The organism is Nocardia speluncae NBRC 108251 (assembly GCF_001613245.1).
Classification (GTDB): domain Bacteria; phylum Actinomycetota; class Actinomycetes; order Mycobacteriales; family Mycobacteriaceae; genus Nocardia; species Nocardia speluncae.
In genome coordinates this window covers 12,788-28,819 of the sequence record NZ_BDBZ01000021.1, presented here as the reverse complement: position 1 = coordinate 28,819, position 16,032 = coordinate 12,788, and the positions used below count along the sequence as shown (strand labels likewise).

Annotated in this window: 19 protein-coding genes and 1 riboswitch; of the genes, 9 read left to right on the top strand and 10 right to left on the bottom strand. The window is 66.6% G+C overall.

The window, feature by feature from the left end; all coding sequences use genetic code 11:
- Positions 1–58: 58 nt before the first annotated feature.
- On the bottom strand, positions 59–1,159 hold the full coding sequence (locus tag NS6_RS20195; protein ID WP_068044044.1) for a CaiB/BaiF CoA transferase family protein: 1,101 nt from the start codon (positions 1,157–1,159) through the stop codon (positions 59–61).
- A 149-nt stretch (positions 1,160–1,308) separates the two neighbouring features.
- On the opposite strand from NS6_RS20195, the gene NS6_RS20190 reads away from it, so the two are divergent.
- A complete protein-coding gene (locus NS6_RS20190) occupies positions 1,309–1,848 on the top strand; it encodes a methylated-DNA--[protein]-cysteine S-methyltransferase (RefSeq protein WP_068044042.1) in 540 nt (179 codons plus the stop codon).
- Positions 1,849–1,931: 83 nt separating this feature from the next.
- Positions 1,932–2,735 carry an alpha/beta fold hydrolase gene (locus NS6_RS20185; protein ID WP_068044279.1) on the top strand — a complete coding sequence of 268 codons (804 nt, stop codon included), beginning with the start codon at positions 1,932–1,934 and terminating at the stop codon, positions 2,733–2,735.
- A gap of 80 nt (positions 2,736–2,815) precedes the next feature.
- On the opposite strand, the gene NS6_RS20180 is transcribed toward NS6_RS20185, so the two are convergent.
- Positions 2,816–3,445 (bottom strand): NAD(P)H-dependent oxidoreductase, encoded by a 630-nt coding sequence (locus NS6_RS20180; RefSeq protein ID WP_068044040.1) that lies wholly within the window; start codon positions 3,443–3,445, stop codon positions 2,816–2,818.
- Positions 3,446–3,496: 51 nt separating this feature from the next.
- Here NS6_RS20180 and NS6_RS20175 point away from each other — a divergent pair, with 51 nt between their 5' ends.
- Positions 3,497–3,874 carry a MerR family transcriptional regulator gene (locus tag NS6_RS20175; protein ID WP_084471237.1) on the top strand — a complete coding sequence of 126 codons (378 nt, stop codon included), beginning with the start codon at positions 3,497–3,499 and terminating at the stop codon, positions 3,872–3,874.
- A 48-nt stretch (positions 3,875–3,922) separates the two neighbouring features.
- Here NS6_RS20175 and NS6_RS20170 read toward each other — a convergent pair whose 3' ends face one another.
- The 4 genes from NS6_RS20170 to NS6_RS20155 all read right to left on the bottom strand — a co-directional run bounded on the left by NS6_RS20170 (position 3,923) and on the right by NS6_RS20155 (position 6,780).
- Complete coding sequence (locus NS6_RS20170; RefSeq protein WP_068044037.1) at positions 3,923–4,165, bottom strand: helix-turn-helix transcriptional regulator; 243 nt, start codon at positions 4,163–4,165, stop codon at positions 3,923–3,925.
- Entirely contained in the window at positions 4,155–5,006 is an 852-nt protein-coding gene (locus tag NS6_RS20165) for an ABC transporter permease (RefSeq protein WP_068044035.1), read from the bottom strand. The genes NS6_RS20170 and NS6_RS20165 overlap by 11 nt, the downstream gene beginning before the upstream one ends.
- Entirely contained in the window at positions 5,003–5,932 is a 930-nt protein-coding gene (locus NS6_RS20160) for an ABC transporter ATP-binding protein (RefSeq protein WP_068044034.1), read from the bottom strand. The genes NS6_RS20165 and NS6_RS20160 overlap by 4 nt, the downstream gene beginning before the upstream one ends.
- A gap of 281 nt (positions 5,933–6,213) precedes the next feature.
- Positions 6,214–6,780: a peptide deformylase gene (locus NS6_RS20155; protein WP_068044032.1), complete on the bottom strand. Its 567-nt coding sequence runs from the start codon at positions 6,778–6,780 to the stop codon at positions 6,214–6,216.
- A gap of 45 nt (positions 6,781–6,825) precedes the next feature.
- Between NS6_RS20155 and NS6_RS20150 the strand changes: the two genes are divergently transcribed.
- Positions 6,826–7,371, top strand: a complete 546-nt coding sequence (locus NS6_RS20150) for a PadR family transcriptional regulator (protein ID WP_068044029.1) — start codon at positions 6,826–6,828, stop codon at positions 7,369–7,371.
- Between the two features lie 137 nt (positions 7,372–7,508).
- Here the strand turns inward: NS6_RS20150 and NS6_RS20145 are convergent, their stop codons facing one another.
- Complete coding sequence (locus NS6_RS20145; protein WP_068044027.1) at positions 7,509–8,315, bottom strand: MOSC domain-containing protein; 807 nt, start codon at positions 8,313–8,315, stop codon at positions 7,509–7,511.
- A 143-nt stretch (positions 8,316–8,458) separates the two neighbouring features.
- Between NS6_RS20145 and NS6_RS20140 the strand changes: the two genes are divergently transcribed.
- Positions 8,459–8,941 carry a DUF456 domain-containing protein gene (locus tag NS6_RS20140; RefSeq protein ID WP_068044277.1) on the top strand — a complete coding sequence of 161 codons (483 nt, stop codon included), beginning with the start codon at positions 8,459–8,461 and terminating at the stop codon, positions 8,939–8,941.
- A 111-nt stretch (positions 8,942–9,052) separates the two neighbouring features.
- Here NS6_RS20140 and NS6_RS20135 read toward each other — a convergent pair whose 3' ends face one another.
- Both NS6_RS20135 and NS6_RS20130 read right to left on the bottom strand, forming a co-directional pair.
- Positions 9,053–9,949: an amidohydrolase family protein gene (locus NS6_RS20135; RefSeq protein ID WP_068044025.1), complete on the bottom strand. Its 897-nt coding sequence runs from the start codon at positions 9,947–9,949 to the stop codon at positions 9,053–9,055.
- A 71-nt stretch (positions 9,950–10,020) separates the two neighbouring features.
- Positions 10,021–11,409, bottom strand: coding sequence for an FAD-dependent oxidoreductase (locus NS6_RS20130; RefSeq protein ID WP_068044023.1), 1,389 nt, complete (start codon positions 11,407–11,409; stop codon positions 10,021–10,023).
- A 225-nt stretch (positions 11,410–11,634) separates the two neighbouring features.
- Between NS6_RS20130 and NS6_RS20125 the strand changes: the two genes are divergently transcribed.
- The 3 genes from NS6_RS20125 to NS6_RS20115 all read left to right on the top strand — a co-directional run bounded on the left by NS6_RS20125 (position 11,635) and on the right by NS6_RS20115 (position 13,926).
- A complete protein-coding gene (locus tag NS6_RS20125) occupies positions 11,635–12,105 on the top strand; it encodes an Rv0361 family membrane protein (protein WP_157112850.1) in 471 nt (156 codons plus the stop codon).
- A gap of 64 nt (positions 12,106–12,169) precedes the next feature.
- Positions 12,170–12,282: riboswitch (SAM riboswitch) on the top strand.
- Positions 12,283–12,298: 16 nt separating this feature from the next.
- Positions 12,299–12,715, top strand: a complete 417-nt coding sequence (locus NS6_RS20120; protein ID WP_068044019.1) for a rhodanese-like domain-containing protein — start codon at positions 12,299–12,301, stop codon at positions 12,713–12,715.
- Positions 12,712–13,926, top strand: coding sequence for an O-succinylhomoserine sulfhydrylase (locus NS6_RS20115; RefSeq protein ID WP_068044017.1), 1,215 nt, complete (start codon positions 12,712–12,714; stop codon positions 13,924–13,926). The genes NS6_RS20120 and NS6_RS20115 overlap by 4 nt, the downstream gene beginning before the upstream one ends.
- Before the next feature lie 84 nt (positions 13,927–14,010).
- Here the strand turns inward: NS6_RS20115 and NS6_RS20110 are convergent, their stop codons facing one another.
- Positions 14,011–14,787 carry an HAD-IIA family hydrolase gene (locus NS6_RS20110; protein WP_068044275.1) on the bottom strand — a complete coding sequence of 259 codons (777 nt, stop codon included), beginning with the start codon at positions 14,785–14,787 and terminating at the stop codon, positions 14,011–14,013.
- A 193-nt stretch (positions 14,788–14,980) separates the two neighbouring features.
- On the opposite strand from NS6_RS20110, the gene fgd reads away from it, so the two are divergent.
- Entirely contained in the window at positions 14,981–15,991 is a 1,011-nt protein-coding gene (gene fgd, locus NS6_RS20105; RefSeq protein ID WP_174552614.1) for a glucose-6-phosphate dehydrogenase (coenzyme-F420), read from the top strand.
- Positions 15,992–16,032: the final 41 nt, after the last annotated feature.

Sequence of the window (16,032 nt, the reverse complement as noted above, 5' to 3'; positions counted from 1 at the left end):
ATGGGAGTACAGGATACGGCCGGTTCGATCAGAAAACCCGAACCGGCCTACCCGCGGTTCAGTCCGCCCAGACAGAATCGATCGGCGTGGACTCGGTGGGCGGCGGGGTCGGGACCGCGCTGGGGGTGCGGGAAAAGCGCGGCGCCGGGGCGTGCTGGGTGACGTTCTCCAGTTCGAGCAGCGAGCCGCGGGCGGCTATGTGCTCGTTCTCGGTGGCTTCTTCGAAGGTGAGGACCGGGGTGACGCACGAGTCGGTACCAGCGAAGATCTCCGACCATTCGTCGCGGGTTTTGCTGCGGAACTTGTCGGTGAAGAGTTTCTTCAGCTCGTCCTGCCCGGCCGGGTCCATCTGGAACGGCAGGCCCTCGGGATCGATGTCGAGTCCGGTCAGCAGCTGCGCGTAGAACTGCGGTTCGATGGCGCCGACCGCCATGTACTTTCCGTCGGAGGTTTCGTAGGTGTCGTAGAACGACATACCGGTGTCGAGCAGGTTGGTGCCGCGTTCCGAACTCCACGCGCCCATACCGCGGAAGGCCCAGATCATCTGCGACAGTGCCAGGGTGCCGTCGATCATCGCGGCATCGATGACCTGTCCCTTCCCGGAGTTCTGGCGTTCCACCAAGGCGGCGAGAACACCGAACACCAGAAACATCGAACCGCCGCCGAAATCGCCGACCATGTTCAGCGGCGGCACCGGGCGTTCGCCCTTACGGCCGATGGCGTGCAGGACACCCGTGAGGCTGATGTAGTTGATGTCGTGACCGGCGCGGTCGGCCAGCGGGCCGAACTGACCCCAGCCTGTCATCCGCCCGTAGACCAGGCGCGGGTTGCGTTCCAGGGCGGTATCGGGCCCCAGTCCCATCCGCTCGGTGACCCCTGGCCGGAACCCTTCGAGCAGCACATCGGCCTTCTCCACCAGGCCGAGCACCTTCTCGATATCCGCCGGGTCCTTCAGGTCGGCCTCCACGACGGTGCGGCCGCGCAGCGTCGGGCGATCGGCGCCGCCCGGGAGCTGTCCGGCGCGCTGGATCCGCACCACATCGGCGCCGAGGTCGGCGAGCAGCAATGCGGCATGCGGCCCCGGCCCGATCCCGGCCAGTTCGATCACGCGAATGCCCGCGAGCGGGCCCTGCTTGGTGGCGGTGGATGGTGTGCTCACGCCTTACCTCGGTTCGTCGTCGATCCAGTGTCTGCCCGCGGCCGCCCGCGGACATATTGACAGTATGACAACAGGCGCCCCACGTCACGGTGTCGCCCGCGATCGATCCGGTTTACGCAGCTGTCGGTGGGTGCGGGCAGACTGTGGACATGCCCGGCACCACCCCATTCGACGCGACGGATTTCGATACCGCAATCGGCCGCTGCGCCGTCACCTGGCGCGGTGACGCGGTGGTCCGGTTCCGGCTGCCCGGCCACGATCCCCTGACCACCCGGCTCCCGGACGACACCCACCGGGTCGCCACCCCCGCCACCGGGCCCCGTGCCGCGATGCTCACCCGAATCCGTGCCCACCTCGACGGCGATCTGGACGATCTCCGCTGGATCCCGCTCGACCTCGCCGGCCTGCCGGAATTCCACCGCGCGGTCTACACCGTCACCCGCGCCATCGACCCGGGCCGCACCCTCGGCTACGGCGAGGTCGCCGGCCGCATCGGCGCGCCCGGTGCCGCCCAGGCTGTCGGCCAAGCGCTCGGCCGCAATCCGATCCCCCTGATAATCCCCTGCCACCGGGTCCTGGCCGCCGATCACGCCCTGCACGGTTTCTCCGCGCCGGGCGGTGTAGAGACGAAACAGCGCCTACTCGCCATCGAACGCACCTCAGGGTTCGGCGAGCCGACCCTTTTCTGAACATGCCTGCGGAACACGGGTCCGCGATAATCCGGACGCAAATGTACTGGAGCGGCGGGGACAACTTTTGCGAGAGTATGCGCATGCCGTTGTTCACCGACCAGCCGACCGCGACCTTCCGATCGTTCGACGGGACCATGATCCACTACCACCGGGCCGGGGACGGGGCACCGGTGATCATGGTCCACGGATCCGGCGGCGGCCTGCATTCCTGGCAGCCGGTGGCCGAGCAACTGCCGGACCGGTTCGATCTGTGGTTGCCGGCCCGGCGCGGCTATGCACCGAGCGGGCCGGGGCATGCTCCGAAATATTTCGCGGACGAGGTGCGCGATCTGGGGGTGATCATCGAAATGATCGGCCGGCCGGCCCACCTGGTGGGGATGTCCTACGGTGCGACCGTGGCCCTGCACGCGGCAGCATCCGGGCTGGCGGTCCGCTCGCTGGCCCTGTGGGAGCCCCCGCTGTACGCGGCAGGCACGGAGCTCGCGCCCGTCCTGTCGCGGTTCGAGCTGCTCACGGCGAACGGGGAGCACAACAGAGCCCAGCGGTTACTGGCCGAGAAGGTCGCCCGGGTTCCGGCCGCGATGCTGGACCTGTCGGAGTCGCCGGGCGCTGCCTCGGACACCCCGGACGACTCCGACGGCTGGACCCGAGATCTGGAATCGATGGTCGGTGACACCAGCTACCTGGACCGCTGGTCTTCGGTGACCACGCCGACGCTGCTCATGCGCGGCTCGGACACCTGGCAGCCGATGCCGGAAACCATCGAACGGCTCGCTGCGGTGATGCCGGGCGCCCACGTCGAAACCCTGCCGGGACAGATGCATTTCGCGCCTTCCACAGTGCCCGCTGATGTTGCCCGTATCCTCGCGGACTTCCTGTGCTGACGCCCCGGCCCGCTGCCGATGTGCGGTGGGGCCGGTCTCCCGACGGTTCGATCGACCGCTGGTACTGAACGCCGGATCGCTCAGACCGCTACCCGGTCGGATGCCCTGTGCGCATATCGAGCCATCTCGGCCCCGATCTCGTATCCCCGGGCGATCAGTTGCTCGTGGACTCCCGGGTCCTTGGATTCGGTGTCGTAGAGGAATTCGATAGACGAATCGCCGATCTGGGAGTAATCGGCGATGCCGTGCATCGTCTGGGTCGTCAGGGCCGTCTTGTAGCCGTGCCGGGCGAATGTGGGTTCGCCGAGACCGGCCAGTGCGACGAGATGTAGTTCCTTCACCGCGCTCGGGCTGCCGTGCGAAACATCGTCGTAGGCTCCGAATACGCGGTCGAACCAGCCTTTGGCGAGTGCGGGCATGGACCACCAGTAGACGGGAAAGAGAACGACGGTCACCTCGGCCGTTTCGAGTAGTTTCTGCTCACGCCCGACATCGGCGGGCAGTCCCGAAAGCCCTCGGTGATGCGCCAGGTCCGCCTTGCCGTAGACCGGATCGAACCCGGATGCCACCAGGTCGTGGGTTGTGGCGGTGGCGCTTCCGTCGGACCTGATGCCCTGCTCGAGGGCCCGCGCGATGGCCCAGGTAGCCGAGTCGTGGTCTGGATGCGCGACCACGACCAGCACCTTCGGTCGACCGTCTTCGTTCGTCATATGAGCAAACTAAGGTGTGACACTAACGTCAATGTCAAGGAGAGCAGGTAGATGCGGATACGCGATCTGAGCGTTGCCACCGGGGCGAGCCCGCGAATGCTGCGGCACTACGAGGGTGCCGGGATCCTCTCGCCCGAACGCGATACCAACGGGTACCGGAATTACCGCCCCGAGGATGCCCAGACCGTGGAGCACATACGCTGCCTGCTCGCGTCCGGCCTGTCGCTGTCCGAAGCCTCCGCGATACTGCAGGTCGCGTGTATCGACCCGGCCGGTGCCTCCGATTCCGACCGCGAGGCCGCCTTGGTACAACTCGACGAGCGGACAGCACAATTGGACGCCGGAATCGCCCGGCTCCAGGCTCAGAAGGCCGAAATTCTCGGACTTCGCTCGAGCATCGAGACGCAGGCGAGTCCCACATCGGACTGATTCGGCAGAACACGCAACCGGCCGGGCGCAATGGGGTCGCCCGGCAGATCAGGCGGTTTCGGATCCCGAACCGAGCCGCGGAAAGGGTTCAGTGGAAAACACGACCTCCACAGCCACCTCGAAATACGCCGCGATCCGCAGGGCCAGATGCAGGCTGGGACTGTATTCGCCGCGTTCCAGATAGCCGACGGTCTGATAGTGGACGCCCAGCGCCTCGGCCAGCTGCCGCCGCGAGATACCGCGCTCGGCGCGCAGCATCGCGATCCGGTTGAAGATGACCTCAGAAGGCACGCTGTATCGCCTTCTCCCGCCGGGCGGCCATACTCGACCCGGATTCGTGACGCGCCATGCGTCGCAACACTACCGGCGCGACAAGCAGGCCCACGACGGCCCATGCCCCCAGTACCGCGGCGGTTTCGAGATGCCGCCAGGACTGCCCGATTTCGATGGTCACCGTTTCGGGTGGCAGCAGCGCCGACCGCATACCGAGGCCCGCCCAGTACATCGGGAATACCTGGGCCACCGCCTGCAACCAACCGGGCAGCGCCGTGATCGGGTAGAAGATGCCGGAGATCGCGATAAGGCCCATCAGCGGCATGGTCAGCAGGAAGGTCGCGCGTGGCCCCTCGAGGACACCCCCGAGGACCGCACCGGCCGGCAGGGTGGCGAGCAGGCCGAGCAGGACGACCCAGCCGAACGTGAGCCACGCCCCGGGACCGTCCAGTGACGATCCGCCGATGATCAGCATGCCGGCCGTGAGCACCACGAGCACCTGCACGAGAACCGATCCCGCCGCGGTGGTGATCTTGCCGACGAAATATCCGACCATGCCGTCCGGGATGGTCTTGGCTCGCAGGAGTGTGCCGTCCTCACGGTCGAGCACCAGCACATTGGTTATCGCGAACAGGCCGTTGAAGGCGATGATGCTGCCGAGCAGGCCGGGTAGCGCGAGTTCGGCGATCGACAGTCCGCTGTCCGCATACTCCCGGTTGCGCAGTAGGTAGAGCGCACACAAGGACAGGGCGGGTGTCAGGAACTGCCCGATCAGTTCGGGTGCGCTGAGGTACATCTGGCGCAGTTCGATCCAGGCGCGGGCGAAACCGACGCGTACGGCGGTGGCGGTGGGATTCATCGGGTGACCTCCGCGAGAGTGTGCACCGCTGCACCTGACTCCCCGGATTCGTGGCGGCGGACCAGCGCTATATAGGTGTCTTCCAGCGACGCACGGCGGACCTCCAGATCGCCGATCCGGTCGCCGTGCTGTTTGAACAGTTCGTGCACGTATTTCGTGGATTCCGTGGTGGTGTGCACGAAGCGCTGACCGCCCACGGTCCAGCGCACCTCGGCTTCGCCGGCGATACTGCGGGACAACTCATCTGCCGAACCGTCGGCGATGATGCGCCCACCGGCCAGGATCAGGATCCGGTCGGCGAGTTTCTCCGCTTCGTCGAGGTCGTGGGTGGTGAGCAGCACCGTGGTGTCCTCGAGGTCGGCGAGGCGGTGTACGAGATCGTGGAAATCGCGCCGGGCCGCGGGGTCGAAACCCGCGGTGGGTTCGTCCATGAACAGCAATTCCGGCCGACCGACGATCCCGATCGCCACATCCAGCCGCCGCCGCTGCCCACCGGACAGGGCGGAGATCTTGGCACCCGCCTGTCCGGTGAGACCCACCATTTCGATGAGTTCACCGGTATCCCAAGGCTTCTGGGTTCGTCCATCCGAGTAGGGCCGGTAATAGGCGCCGAGATGTGCGAGTAGTTCCCGCACTCGCCATTTGGCATGGTCGCGCCAGGACTGCAACACCACACCGACCCGCGCCCGCCAGGCTTCGTCGCCGAGTGCCGGGTCGACGCCCAGAACGCGCACCTCACCCGCCGAACGAGTGCGGAACCCCTCCAGAATCTCGAGCGTGGTGGTCTTACCCGCCCCGTTGGGCCCGAGCATCACCAGGACCTCCCCGCGCCGCGCCTGGAACGTCACATCACGCAGCACCTCGGTGGTGTCGTAGCGCATCCGCAGCGCGCCGACATCGAGTACTACGCCGTCACCCGAAGTCATGAGACCTCCAAATTGCCCAACTTCGACAAAATGTAGCATACATACTACATATCGGTGCGGTAATGCTCCCCGGCTATTCGATTGCGAACAGAAAATGACAGCAAGGGTGCAGGCCGCACGGTCGCGCAAGAAATCAGCGATGAACGGACTCCATATCGACGACCCGCGCCGGGAGGAAACCATCGTCCGCGGCGCCTTCGCCGCGGACGCGATCAGCGGACCCGGCCGCATGGAGCATCGCACCGGCATCCCAGCGATCGGCCCGCGTTCGGAATGGCCGCTCAGGCGTCGTCCATACCGGGATCCACCCCGGGAAGCCAGCTACGGCCGGGTTCGGTCCACTGCCGCTGTTTGATCATGCGGCGGGCCTCGCGGCGGTTGCGGCCGAGCAGGCGGTCCAGATAAAGCCGTCCGGCCAAATGGTCGGTTTCGTGCTGCAGACAACGCGCCAGATAGCCCGCACCTTCGACCGATACCGGATCACCGCGCAGATCGACACCCCTGACCCGGGCGCCGTGTGCACGTCCCGTCGGAAACCACTCACCCGGTACCGAGAGGCAGCCTTCCAGATCGTCCGGGTCGGGCATGGATTCCGGAATCGCGGACGTCTCCAGGACCGGGTTCACCACATGACCACGTTGCCGACCGTCCGCGTCCACAAGGTCGTAGACGAAAACCGCGCGCGGGTCGCCGACCTGGTTCGCGGCCAGGCCGGCTCCGTCGGCGGCGGTGAGGGTTTCGAACAGGTCCTCGACGAAGGCGGCCAGTTCGTCGTCGAACACGGTTACCGGGGCTGCCGGGGTGATCAGGCGCGGGTCCCCGGCGATCAGAATCGGTCGGACGGTCATGTCGACAGAGTACTCAAATACGAGTAGTCGTGTCAGACTGAAACGGTGAACGAAACCCGGTTGTTCGTCCTCGCCGCACTCTCCCGGCGCGGGCCGATGCACGGCCATCAGCTCCGGCGGGATGCCCGCCTCGACCGCGCCGACCTGTGGTCGCAGGTCAAACCCGGCTCGCTGTACGGCGCCCTGCACCGTATGGCCGATGAGGGGCTCATCCGCCCCCTGCGCACCGAACAGCAGGGCGCACTGCCCGCACGCACCATCTACGAGATCACCGACGAGGGGCATCGCGAACTGCGCGCGCTCCGCGACGAAGCCTTCACTGAGGTCGACCTGCGACCCGACCCGGTCGACCTGGCCCTCGCCGTCAGCACCGACCTCGACCGCGAACTACTGCGCGGCTACCTCGAAGACCGGATCGCCGCTCTGCGCGCCCGCGGCTCCCGCATCGAACACCAGCTCGACCGCCGCTGGCCGGACCAGAACATCGCCGACGACCTGATCGTCGAACACGCCCGCATACGCATCCAGGGCGAAATCGACTGGCACGAACGCGTCCTCGCCGATATCGACAAACTCACTGCACCCCGGTGAGCCCCGGCAGTGCCGGGCACACGGCGCCGGCCCAGCACTATCCGTACCGACTGTTCGGCGTCCACGCGGGGACCTGCCTGTGGGCTCGGCGAAATCGCCGCCTGCTGAGCGGGTTCAGGGATGGGCCCGATGATGGGCTAACCGATCACCAGCCGGTCTCCGGTACTGATGGTGCCGTCCTGCAGCACGGTCAGATACACCCCGGCGCAGGGTAGAGCGCCGCGCCCGGGGATGGCGACATCGACCCGGTTCTCGGCCATCAGGCGGCGGACTGCCTCGGATGAGCGGGGAAGGTCCCCGTGCTCCAGGGTCGGTACCGCGCACCGGGGGGTGGCCGTGATCGCCGACAACCGGACCCTGCCGATGGACAATTCCTTTCCGACCCAGTCATTTTCGCCGTATGGCGGGAATTCCGGGGGCGTCGCGACTATCAGGTTCGGCCGGTATCGCACGGCCTCGGTGTCGAGCCGGTCGAGCGTGGCGGTGGTTATCAAATGCAGCGGAGCGTAATCGACGAACGATGCTCCCGGAGTGGCGGTGGCCACGGGTCCGGTCACGTAGCTCGAGGCCGCATCGATTCCTCGGGCCAGCACATCTTCGGGGTCGGCTCTTTCCATTTCCGCACCGTCGGGGCGCTGGCCGGCAAGGCGAACGTCGTGCTCCAGCAGTTCACTCAGCAGCCGCCCGGCGTCGTCCGAACCGGCCGCGATGGTGCGCCCATCCGGCAATGTGACCTGTACCCGGCCTGGTTCTCCGGTAGCCGAGCATTGCAGCAGCCGACGCCACAACCGTGGCTGTTTGGCAGTGGCGATACGGCCGGTGGCCGTATCGATCACCGCCATCGCCCGGTCCCCAGCGGCACCGCTCTCGTCGACCACCAGTTCCGGTACGTCCTCGCCGAGCATGGATTTCACCGGGTACCGGCGCAGTGTCGTGACCTGCACTAGCTGTCGACCTCCTCTGCTCGGTTACCCGTTCACCGGGCCCGATCGTGACGGAACCTGTGATTCTATCGACTGCCCCGCCGGCGTCGACCGCGCTTTCCGCAGGCCCGGCACCCAACGGGGACTCGGGCTACGTTGGTGATGTGAGCGTATGGGGTGAAATCATCGTCGGCCTGGTGATTCTGGTCGGCCTGGCCGGTATCGTGGTGCCGATTCTGCCGGGTGTGATCCTGATCTTCGCGGCGGTCGCGGTGTGGGCATTCCTCACCGGCGGGACTGTGGCGTGGGTGGTGCTGGGATTGAGCACGCTGCTGCTGGTGATCTCGGGGGTGGTGAAATACACGTGGCCCGGCCGGAATCTGAAGGAGGCGGGGATTCCGAACCGGACCCTGCTGCTGGGTGGGCTCGCCGGAATCGTCGGTTTCTTCGTGATTCCGGTGATCGGGCTGTTCGTGGGTTTCGTTGTGGGGGTTTACCTCTCGGAAATGGCCCGAATGCCCGACAACCGGCAGGCGTGGGCGTCGAGTAAGCATGCGATCAAGGGTGTGGGTTTGTCGATCCTGGTGGAATTGCTGGGCGCCCTGCTCGCGACCGGGATCTGGGTGATCGGGGCGATCGCCGCCTGAGATCGTCGCCCACGGCCGGGCACGCCGGCCCGGATCTGTCACCTCACGCCTGAACGCGGAGCCGACGGCTGCCGAGCGCAATGCCGCACTCTCATATTTGCGCGCGGATCGTCAGCGCGGACCAGGACCAGGCCCCGGGCGCCGTCGCGGCCGTGGGCCGACGACCGGGAGCGGGCGGGTGGTGCCGTCGGAGGAAGGACGGCGCGCCGCTTCCCGGACCGCCGGGGCGAAAAGCGGCAGCGTGGGGGTGGGATCTTCGAAGGTGCGGTCGATGGGCGGCAGACCGTAGAACGCGCGGGCGTTGTCCTCGAGAACCGCGTGCATATCGGTGCCCACCACATCGGCGATCAGCTCCACATCGGCTTCCCGGAAGGGGCGCCCGGCACGGGTACCGGGCAGATCGCTGCCGAACATGAGCGCCTCGGGGTTCACCGCGTGGATCCGGCGCAGCGCCGTCGCGACGTCCATATCGACCCGCCCGAATCCGGTTGCCTTCACCCGGGCGCCCCGGTCGACCAGGTCGAGCAGGTAGGACAGCCCTTCCTCCGACATCCCGAGGTGGTCGACGGACACCTTCGGCAGTTTCAGGATCACCGGCTGCAAGGAGGCCAGCATCTGGCCGTCCACGTAGATTTCCACATGCCAGCCCACGAGTTCGTGCGCACGCAGGGCTTGACGGGTCATTCCGGCGATATCGGTGGCGGCACGTTTGAGGTTGAACCGCACCGCCCGCACCCCGGCCTCGTGCAGGTCGAGTATCTCCGAATCGGAGGCGTCCAGGTCGAGCCGAGTCACCCCGACCCAGCCCGGCCCGAGTTCGGCCAGCGCGGCCCGCAGATAGCTCTGGTCGTTCGCCTGGAAGGAGGCGCTGACCACCGCGCCGCCGGAGGGCTCGAACCGCGACATCCGGCGCCGGTAGTCGGCGACGGTGTACGGCTCCGGTAGGTAGCCCTCGTTCTCGATCAGCGGAAATCGCGGATCGATGATGTGCACATGGGCATCGAACACGGATACAGAATGCCTGATATGTCGTGGTGGTGCCCGCTCCGGGAAGTCCTGGCCCGAAGCGGGCTCGGAGTTTACACCTTATGGGGTTCGCTGGCGCGCAGCATATCTTCGCGTTCGACGACCTTCACCCGTTCCCGGCCCTCGGGTTCGCCCAGTGAACGCTCGTGCGCATCCAGGCGGTACCAGCCCGCCCAGGTGGTGAACGGGATACCGCGGCTCTCCAGGAAGTCGGTCACCGCGTCGAGTTCCGGGCTCTCGGCGGCGCCGAAGTGCGAGCTGTCGTCGAGCAGGCAGGCCACCGTCTCGTTCGCGTCGCCCTTGGTGTGGCCGATCAGCCCGACCGGGCCGCGCTTGATCCAACCGGTCACATACGTGCCCGGCATGTACCGCGCGGAACCGTCGGCGGTCTCGTCGACCAGCACGCGCCCGGCCTCGTTCGGGATGACCCCGGCCTGATCGTCGAACGGCAGTTCCGAGATGTTCTGCGACAGGTATCCGACAGCCCGGTAGACCGCCTGGATATCCCAGTCGCGGAAGTTTCCGGTGCCTTTCACGTTGCCGGTGCCGTCGAGCTGGGTGCGTTCGGTACGCAACCCCACGACCTTGCCGTCGGAGCCGACGATCTCCGAAGGCGATTCGAAGAAATGCAGGAAAAGCTTGTGCGGGCGGTCGCCCTGGTCCCGGATAGCCCACTGCTCGAGGGTGTTGGCGACCATATCGACCTGCTTGGAGTGCCGGCGCGCGGCTTCCGAGCCCTCGTCGTAGTCGATGTCCTCCGGATCGACGATCACCTCGATCGTCGGCGAATGATCCAGTTCCCGCAGCTCCAGTGGGGTGAACTTGGCCTGCGCGGGACCGCGGCGCCCGAAGACGTGCACCTCGACGGCCTTGTTCTCCTTCAGCCCGGCGTAGACGTTCGGCGGGATTTCGGTCGGCAGCAGTTCGTCACCGGTTTTGGCCAGCACCCGCGCCACATCCAGCGCCACATTGCCGACGCCCAGCACCGCGACCTTCTCCGCGTCCAACGGCCACTCGCGCGCCACATCCGGGTGCCCGTCGTACCAGGACACGAAATCGGCCGCACCGTAGGAGCCGTCCAGATCGATACCCGGAATCGGCAACGCGCGGTCGGCATTGGCGCCGGTGGAGAAGATCACCGCATCGTAGAAGCGCTGCAGATCCGACAGCGTGATATCGGTGCCGTAGTCGATATTGCCGAGCAGGCGCACCTGTTCCTTGTCCAGCACCTTGTGCAGCGCGGTGACGATGCCCTTGATCCGCGGATGGTCCGGCGCGACGCCGTAGCGGATCAACCCGAACGGGGCGGGCATCCGCTCGAACAGGTCGATCGAGACCTCGGCATCCGACTTCATCAACGCATCAGCGGCGTAGATACCCGCCGGACCAGCCCCCACGATCGCGATCCGAAGCGGGCGATTCGCTTCCTTCTGCTCGGTCATCTGTTTCGCGCACCCTTATCGGTCGAAAGAATCACTGGCGTTGCACTTAGCTTAGGCTAAGTTGACGCGTGGCTTGTATGCGCCGTGATCGCGCCGTACCGGTCGTCCGGCACTACGTATTCCCACGTCCCCGCGGCGACTGCTGTGTCGTCCACCCGCGGTCGATCCCGATTCTATCGGGGTGTGGGCACACCACCGATCGCGGGACCAGGGATGATCATCGGTATGAGCGATTCCGGACCCGCAGAAGAACCGGCGCCCACCGACCCGGAAGACACCCCACCACAGCGCGCGATCACGCCGTTCGTCGTGGCTGCGGCGATCGCGGCCGTGATCCTGGGCGGCATCGTGCTCACCGGCTGGCTGGCGCCGGTTGAGAAAAATGTCACAGATTCCGACCGGATCGCGGGCGCGGTCCGCGACTTCGCCGATGTGAGCAGCCGCTACGGGCCGCAGCCACCGCGCGAAGCGGTGTGTCCCGGTTTCGTTCCGGCGCGCTCGCCGATGGCCGGACGGCTACAACCCGGTGAGACCGGAAAAGATATCGAGATCACGAAATTCGGGCCGGTAGAGGTCAACGGCGAGACGGCGACCATCGAGGTGACCAGCCGGGTCGAAGATCAGGAAGCGACCTCGACCTGGTGGTTGTTCCGGACCGACGGGGACTGGAAAGTGTGCAACCAGCCGGTCGAATGAGCCCGGACCGGACGGCAACCGGGGTTTGACACAGCCGGGGCGGTCCGGGCAATCTCATTGAATAGGTCATGAGTACCAGCGCCAAGCCCCGGCTCGCTGGTCGGCAACCCTCCTCCGCGGTGGGGTGCTCCGGGTGACGACCTGGCACGCATCGAACGGATGCGGCAAGTGCGGATTCGCAGGAGGTACCACGTTGAGTTACGCAGGTGATATCGGTCCACAGCAGGCCTGGGAACTGCTGGCCGAGAACCCGGACGCCGTCCTGGTGGACGTGCGCACCGAAGCCGAATGGAAATTCGTCGGTGTTCCCGACACCAGCTCTGTCGCCACACCGACGCTGCTGGTGGAGTGGGTCGATTCCACCGGCGCCCGCAACACCGGGTTCCTGGACCAGTTGCGTACAGCCCTGGGCGAACGCCCCACCGACGCCCCGGTGCTGTTCCTGTGCCGCTCGGGTCAGCGTTCGGCGCATGCCGCCGATATCGCGACGGCTGCCGGTATCGCGCCCTCCTACAACATCTCCGACGGCTTCGAAGGCCCGCTGGACGAGTTCGGGCATCGGGGCGGCAGCGGCTGGCGAGCCCTCGGCCTGCCCTGGCGGCAGTCGTGATCAGCGGCGGCGCGTTCGAACGTGTCCTACCCGACGGTGTCGGACCGGCCACGCTGGGCGTACGCGGCGGCTTGAACCGGTCGGGTTTCGAGGAGACCTCCGAGGCCCTGTACCTGAATTCGGGGTTCGTCTACGCCAGCGCCGAGGCCGCCGAGGCCGCATTCACCGGCGATTCCCCGCATTACGTGTACTCCCGCTACGGCAACCCGACCGTGGCCACCTTCCAGGAACGGATGCGGCTGCTCGACGGCGCCGAAGCGTGTTTCGCCACCGCCAGCGGTATGGCGGCGGTATTCGTCGCGCTCGGTGCCCTGCTGCGCGCAGGCGACCGGCTGGTGGCTGCGCGCAGCCTGTTCGGCTCGTGTTTCGTGGTGTGCAACGAGATCCTGCCGCGCTGGGGTGTCGAAACGGTTTTCGTCGACGGTGAGGATCTCGACCAGTGGGAGGCGGCCCTGGCCGAACCCACCGCCGCAGTGTTCTTCGAAACCCCGGCCAACCCGATGCAGACCCTCGTAGACGTGCGGAAAGTCTGCGATCTCGCGCATGCGGCGGGCGCGAAGGTGGTGCTGGACAACGTCTTCGCCACCCCGCTGCTGCAACACGGGTTCGAACTCGGCGCCGATGTGATCGTGTATTCGGGCACCAAGCACATCGACGGCCAGGGGCGGGTGCTGGGCGGTGCGATCCTCGGGTCGCAGGAGTACATCGAAGGCCCGGTCAAAACGCTTATGCGGCACACCGGTCCCGCACTGAGCCCGTTCAACGCGTGGACACTGCTCAAAGGCCTGGAAACCATGCCGCTGCGGGTCCGGCAGTCGACCGAATCGGCGCTGCGGATCGCGCGATACCTCGACGAACATCCGGCAGTGAGCTGGGTGCGCTACCCGTTCCTGGAAACGCATCCGCAGTACAAGCTGGCCACCGATCAGATGAACGGCGGCGGCACCGTGGTGACCTTCGAACTGAAAGCCGCCGCGGACGCAGCCAAGAAACGCGCCTTCGAGGTGCTCAACGGGTTGCGGATCATCGATATCTCCAACAATCTCGGCGATGCGAAATCGCTGATCACCCATCCGGCCACCACCACCCACCGGGCGATGGGCCCGGAGGGGCGGGCGAGCATCGGCCTCTCGGACGGAGTCGTGCGGGTTTCGGTGGGGCTCGAGGATATCGAGGACCTTCTGGGCGATCTGGACCACGCGTTGCGCTGAGCTGTGTTTATTTGCGGCGAGGCAGGTTCGGTTGGGCTGGGGCCCGGCCGGGGCGGGTATCCGGCCGGCCGAGTAGTTCTGGGGTCAGCTCTGGTTCGCGGTGGGTTCGGCAAAGGGTGTTCTTACTCGTCCGACCAGGTCGGCCACCGAATCCAGGACCATGGTGGGGCGGTACGGGTAGTGCTCGATCGAATGCCGGGTGGAGATGCCGGTAGTGACCAGGATCGTGCGCATACCGGCCTCCATCCCGGAGATGACATCGGTATCCATCCGGTCGCCGATCATCACGCTGCTACGCGAATGCGCATCGATCCGGCGTAGCGCGGACCGCATCATCAGCGGGTTCGGTTTGCCGATGTAGTACGGGTCGCGGCCGGTCGCGCGGGTGATCAGCGCCGCCACCGAGCCCGTGGCCGGTAGTACGCCGTCGCGCGAGGGCCCGGTCGCATCGGGGTTGGTGGCGATGAAGCGGGCACCGCGTTCGACCAGCCGGATGGCGGTGGTGATCGCCTCGAACGAGTACGTGCGTGTCTCGCCGAGCACCACATAGTCCGGATCGACATCGGTGAGCACGTAGCCGATCTCGTGCAGCGCGGTGGTCAGGCCCGATTCGCCCACCACATAGGCGGTGCCACCGGGCCGCTGTTCGTTCAGGAAACTGGCGGTGGCCAGCGCGGAGGTCCAGATCGACTGCTCCGGAATATCGAGCCCGTTCTGGCGTAGTCGCGCCTGTAGATCGCGCGGGGTCCGGATCGAATTGTTGGTCAGCACGAGGAACGGGATCTGCTCGGCGCGCAGCTCGGCAAGAAATTCGTCGGCGCCGGGTACCAGGTGCTCTTCGCGCACCAGGACCCCGTCCATATCGGTCAGATAGGACAGAATCGGTTCGTCTGTGCTCACCCATTCGATTCTGCGCTTCGCGGCGCCGCCGATGGGTATGCCGCGCCCGGAACCCGCAGTGAGCCGGACCACCGGGCGCAGCCGTCCGCCGCGCTGGCTATGGTCGAATCCGGGCCGGAAACGGTGCGAACACAACGCGACAGGAGTGGCGCATATGGGTGAGCTGAAGCTCGGATACAAGGCGTCGGCGGAACAATTCGGGCCGCGAGAACTGGTGGAGCTGGCGGTGCTGGCCGAGGAACACGGCCTCGACAGCGCCACGGTGAGCGACCATTTCCAGCCGTGGCGGCACAAGGGCGGGCACGCGCCGTTCTCGCTGGCCTGGATGGCGGCAGCAGGTGAACGCACCGAGCGGATCATGCTCGGCACCTCGGTGCTCACCCCGACTTTCCGGTACAACCCGGCGGTGATCGCGCAGGCCTTCGCGACGATGGGCTGCCTGTATCCCGGCCGGGTAATGCTCGGCGTAGGTACCGGTGAGGCGCTGAACGAGATCGCCACCGGGTATGCCGGGGACTGGCCGGAGTTCAAGGAACGGTTCGCCCGCCTGCGTGAATCGGTGGATCTGATGCGAGCGCTGTGGACGGGCGCGCGCACCGATTTCGACGGCACCTACTACCGGACGGTCGGCGCCTCGATCTACGACGTGCCCGAAGGCGGTATCCCGGTCTACATCGCGGCCGGTGGCCCGGTGGTGGCCAGATACGCGGGCCGGGCAGGCGACGGATTCATCTGCACCTCCGGCAAAGGAATGGATCTCTACACCGAGAAGCTGATGCCGGCGGTGGCCGAAGGCGCGGCGAAGGTGGACCGGGAGGTGAGCACGATCGACCGGATGATCGAAATCAAGATCTCCTACGACACCGACCCCGACCTGGCACTGGAAAACACCCGCTTCTGGGCGCCGCTGTCGCTGACCGCGGAACAGAAGCACAGCATCACCGACCCGATCGAAATGGAGGAAGCGGCCGACGCGCTGCCGATCGAGCAGATCGCCAAACGCTGGATCGTCGCCAGCGACCCGGACCAGGCGGTCGAACTGATCAAGCCGTACTTGGACGCGGGCCTGAACCACCTGGTGTTCCACGCCCCCGGGCACGACCAGCGGCGGTTCCTGGACCTGTTCCAGCGGGACCTGGCACCGCGCCTGCGCAACCTCGGTTAGGCGGCAGCTCGGCCGGTGCCCCTCCCCCGCGGCCGCAGGTG

What these genes read in the sequence shown, in the direction of transcription:
- NS6_RS20160 (WP_068044034.1), bottom strand. Translation starts at nt 5,932, where the DNA reads ATGACTTCGGGTGACGGCGTAGTACTCGATGTCGGCGCGCTGCGGATG.
- NS6_RS20130 (WP_068044023.1), bottom strand. Translation starts at nt 11,409, where the DNA reads ATGACCGAGCAGAAGGAAGCGAATCGCCCGCTTCGGATCGCGATCGTG.
- NS6_RS20190 (WP_068044042.1), top strand. Translation starts at nt 1,309, where the DNA reads ATGCCCGGCACCACCCCATTCGACGCGACGGATTTCGATACCGCAATC.
- NS6_RS20155 (WP_068044032.1), bottom strand. Translation starts at nt 6,780, where the DNA reads ATGACCGTCCGACCGATTCTGATCGCCGGGGACCCGCGCCTGATCACC.
- NS6_RS20175 (WP_084471237.1), top strand. Translation starts at nt 3,497, where the DNA reads ATGCGGATACGCGATCTGAGCGTTGCCACCGGGGCGAGCCCGCGAATG.
- fgd (WP_174552614.1), top strand. Translation starts at nt 14,981, where the DNA reads ATGGGTGAGCTGAAGCTCGGATACAAGGCGTCGGCGGAACAATTCGGG.
- NS6_RS20165 (WP_068044035.1), bottom strand. Translation starts at nt 5,006, where the DNA reads ATGAATCCCACCGCCACCGCCGTACGCGTCGGTTTCGCCCGCGCCTGG.
- NS6_RS20180 (WP_068044040.1), bottom strand. Translation starts at nt 3,445, where the DNA reads ATGACGAACGAAGACGGTCGACCGAAGGTGCTGGTCGTGGTCGCGCAT.
- NS6_RS20185 (WP_068044279.1), top strand. Translation starts at nt 1,932, where the DNA reads ATGCCGTTGTTCACCGACCAGCCGACCGCGACCTTCCGATCGTTCGAC.
- NS6_RS20125 (WP_157112850.1), top strand. Translation starts at nt 11,635, where the DNA reads ATGAGCGATTCCGGACCCGCAGAAGAACCGGCGCCCACCGACCCGGAA.
- NS6_RS20110 (WP_068044275.1), bottom strand. Translation starts at nt 14,787, where the DNA reads ATGGACGGGGTCCTGGTGCGCGAAGAGCACCTGGTACCCGGCGCCGAC.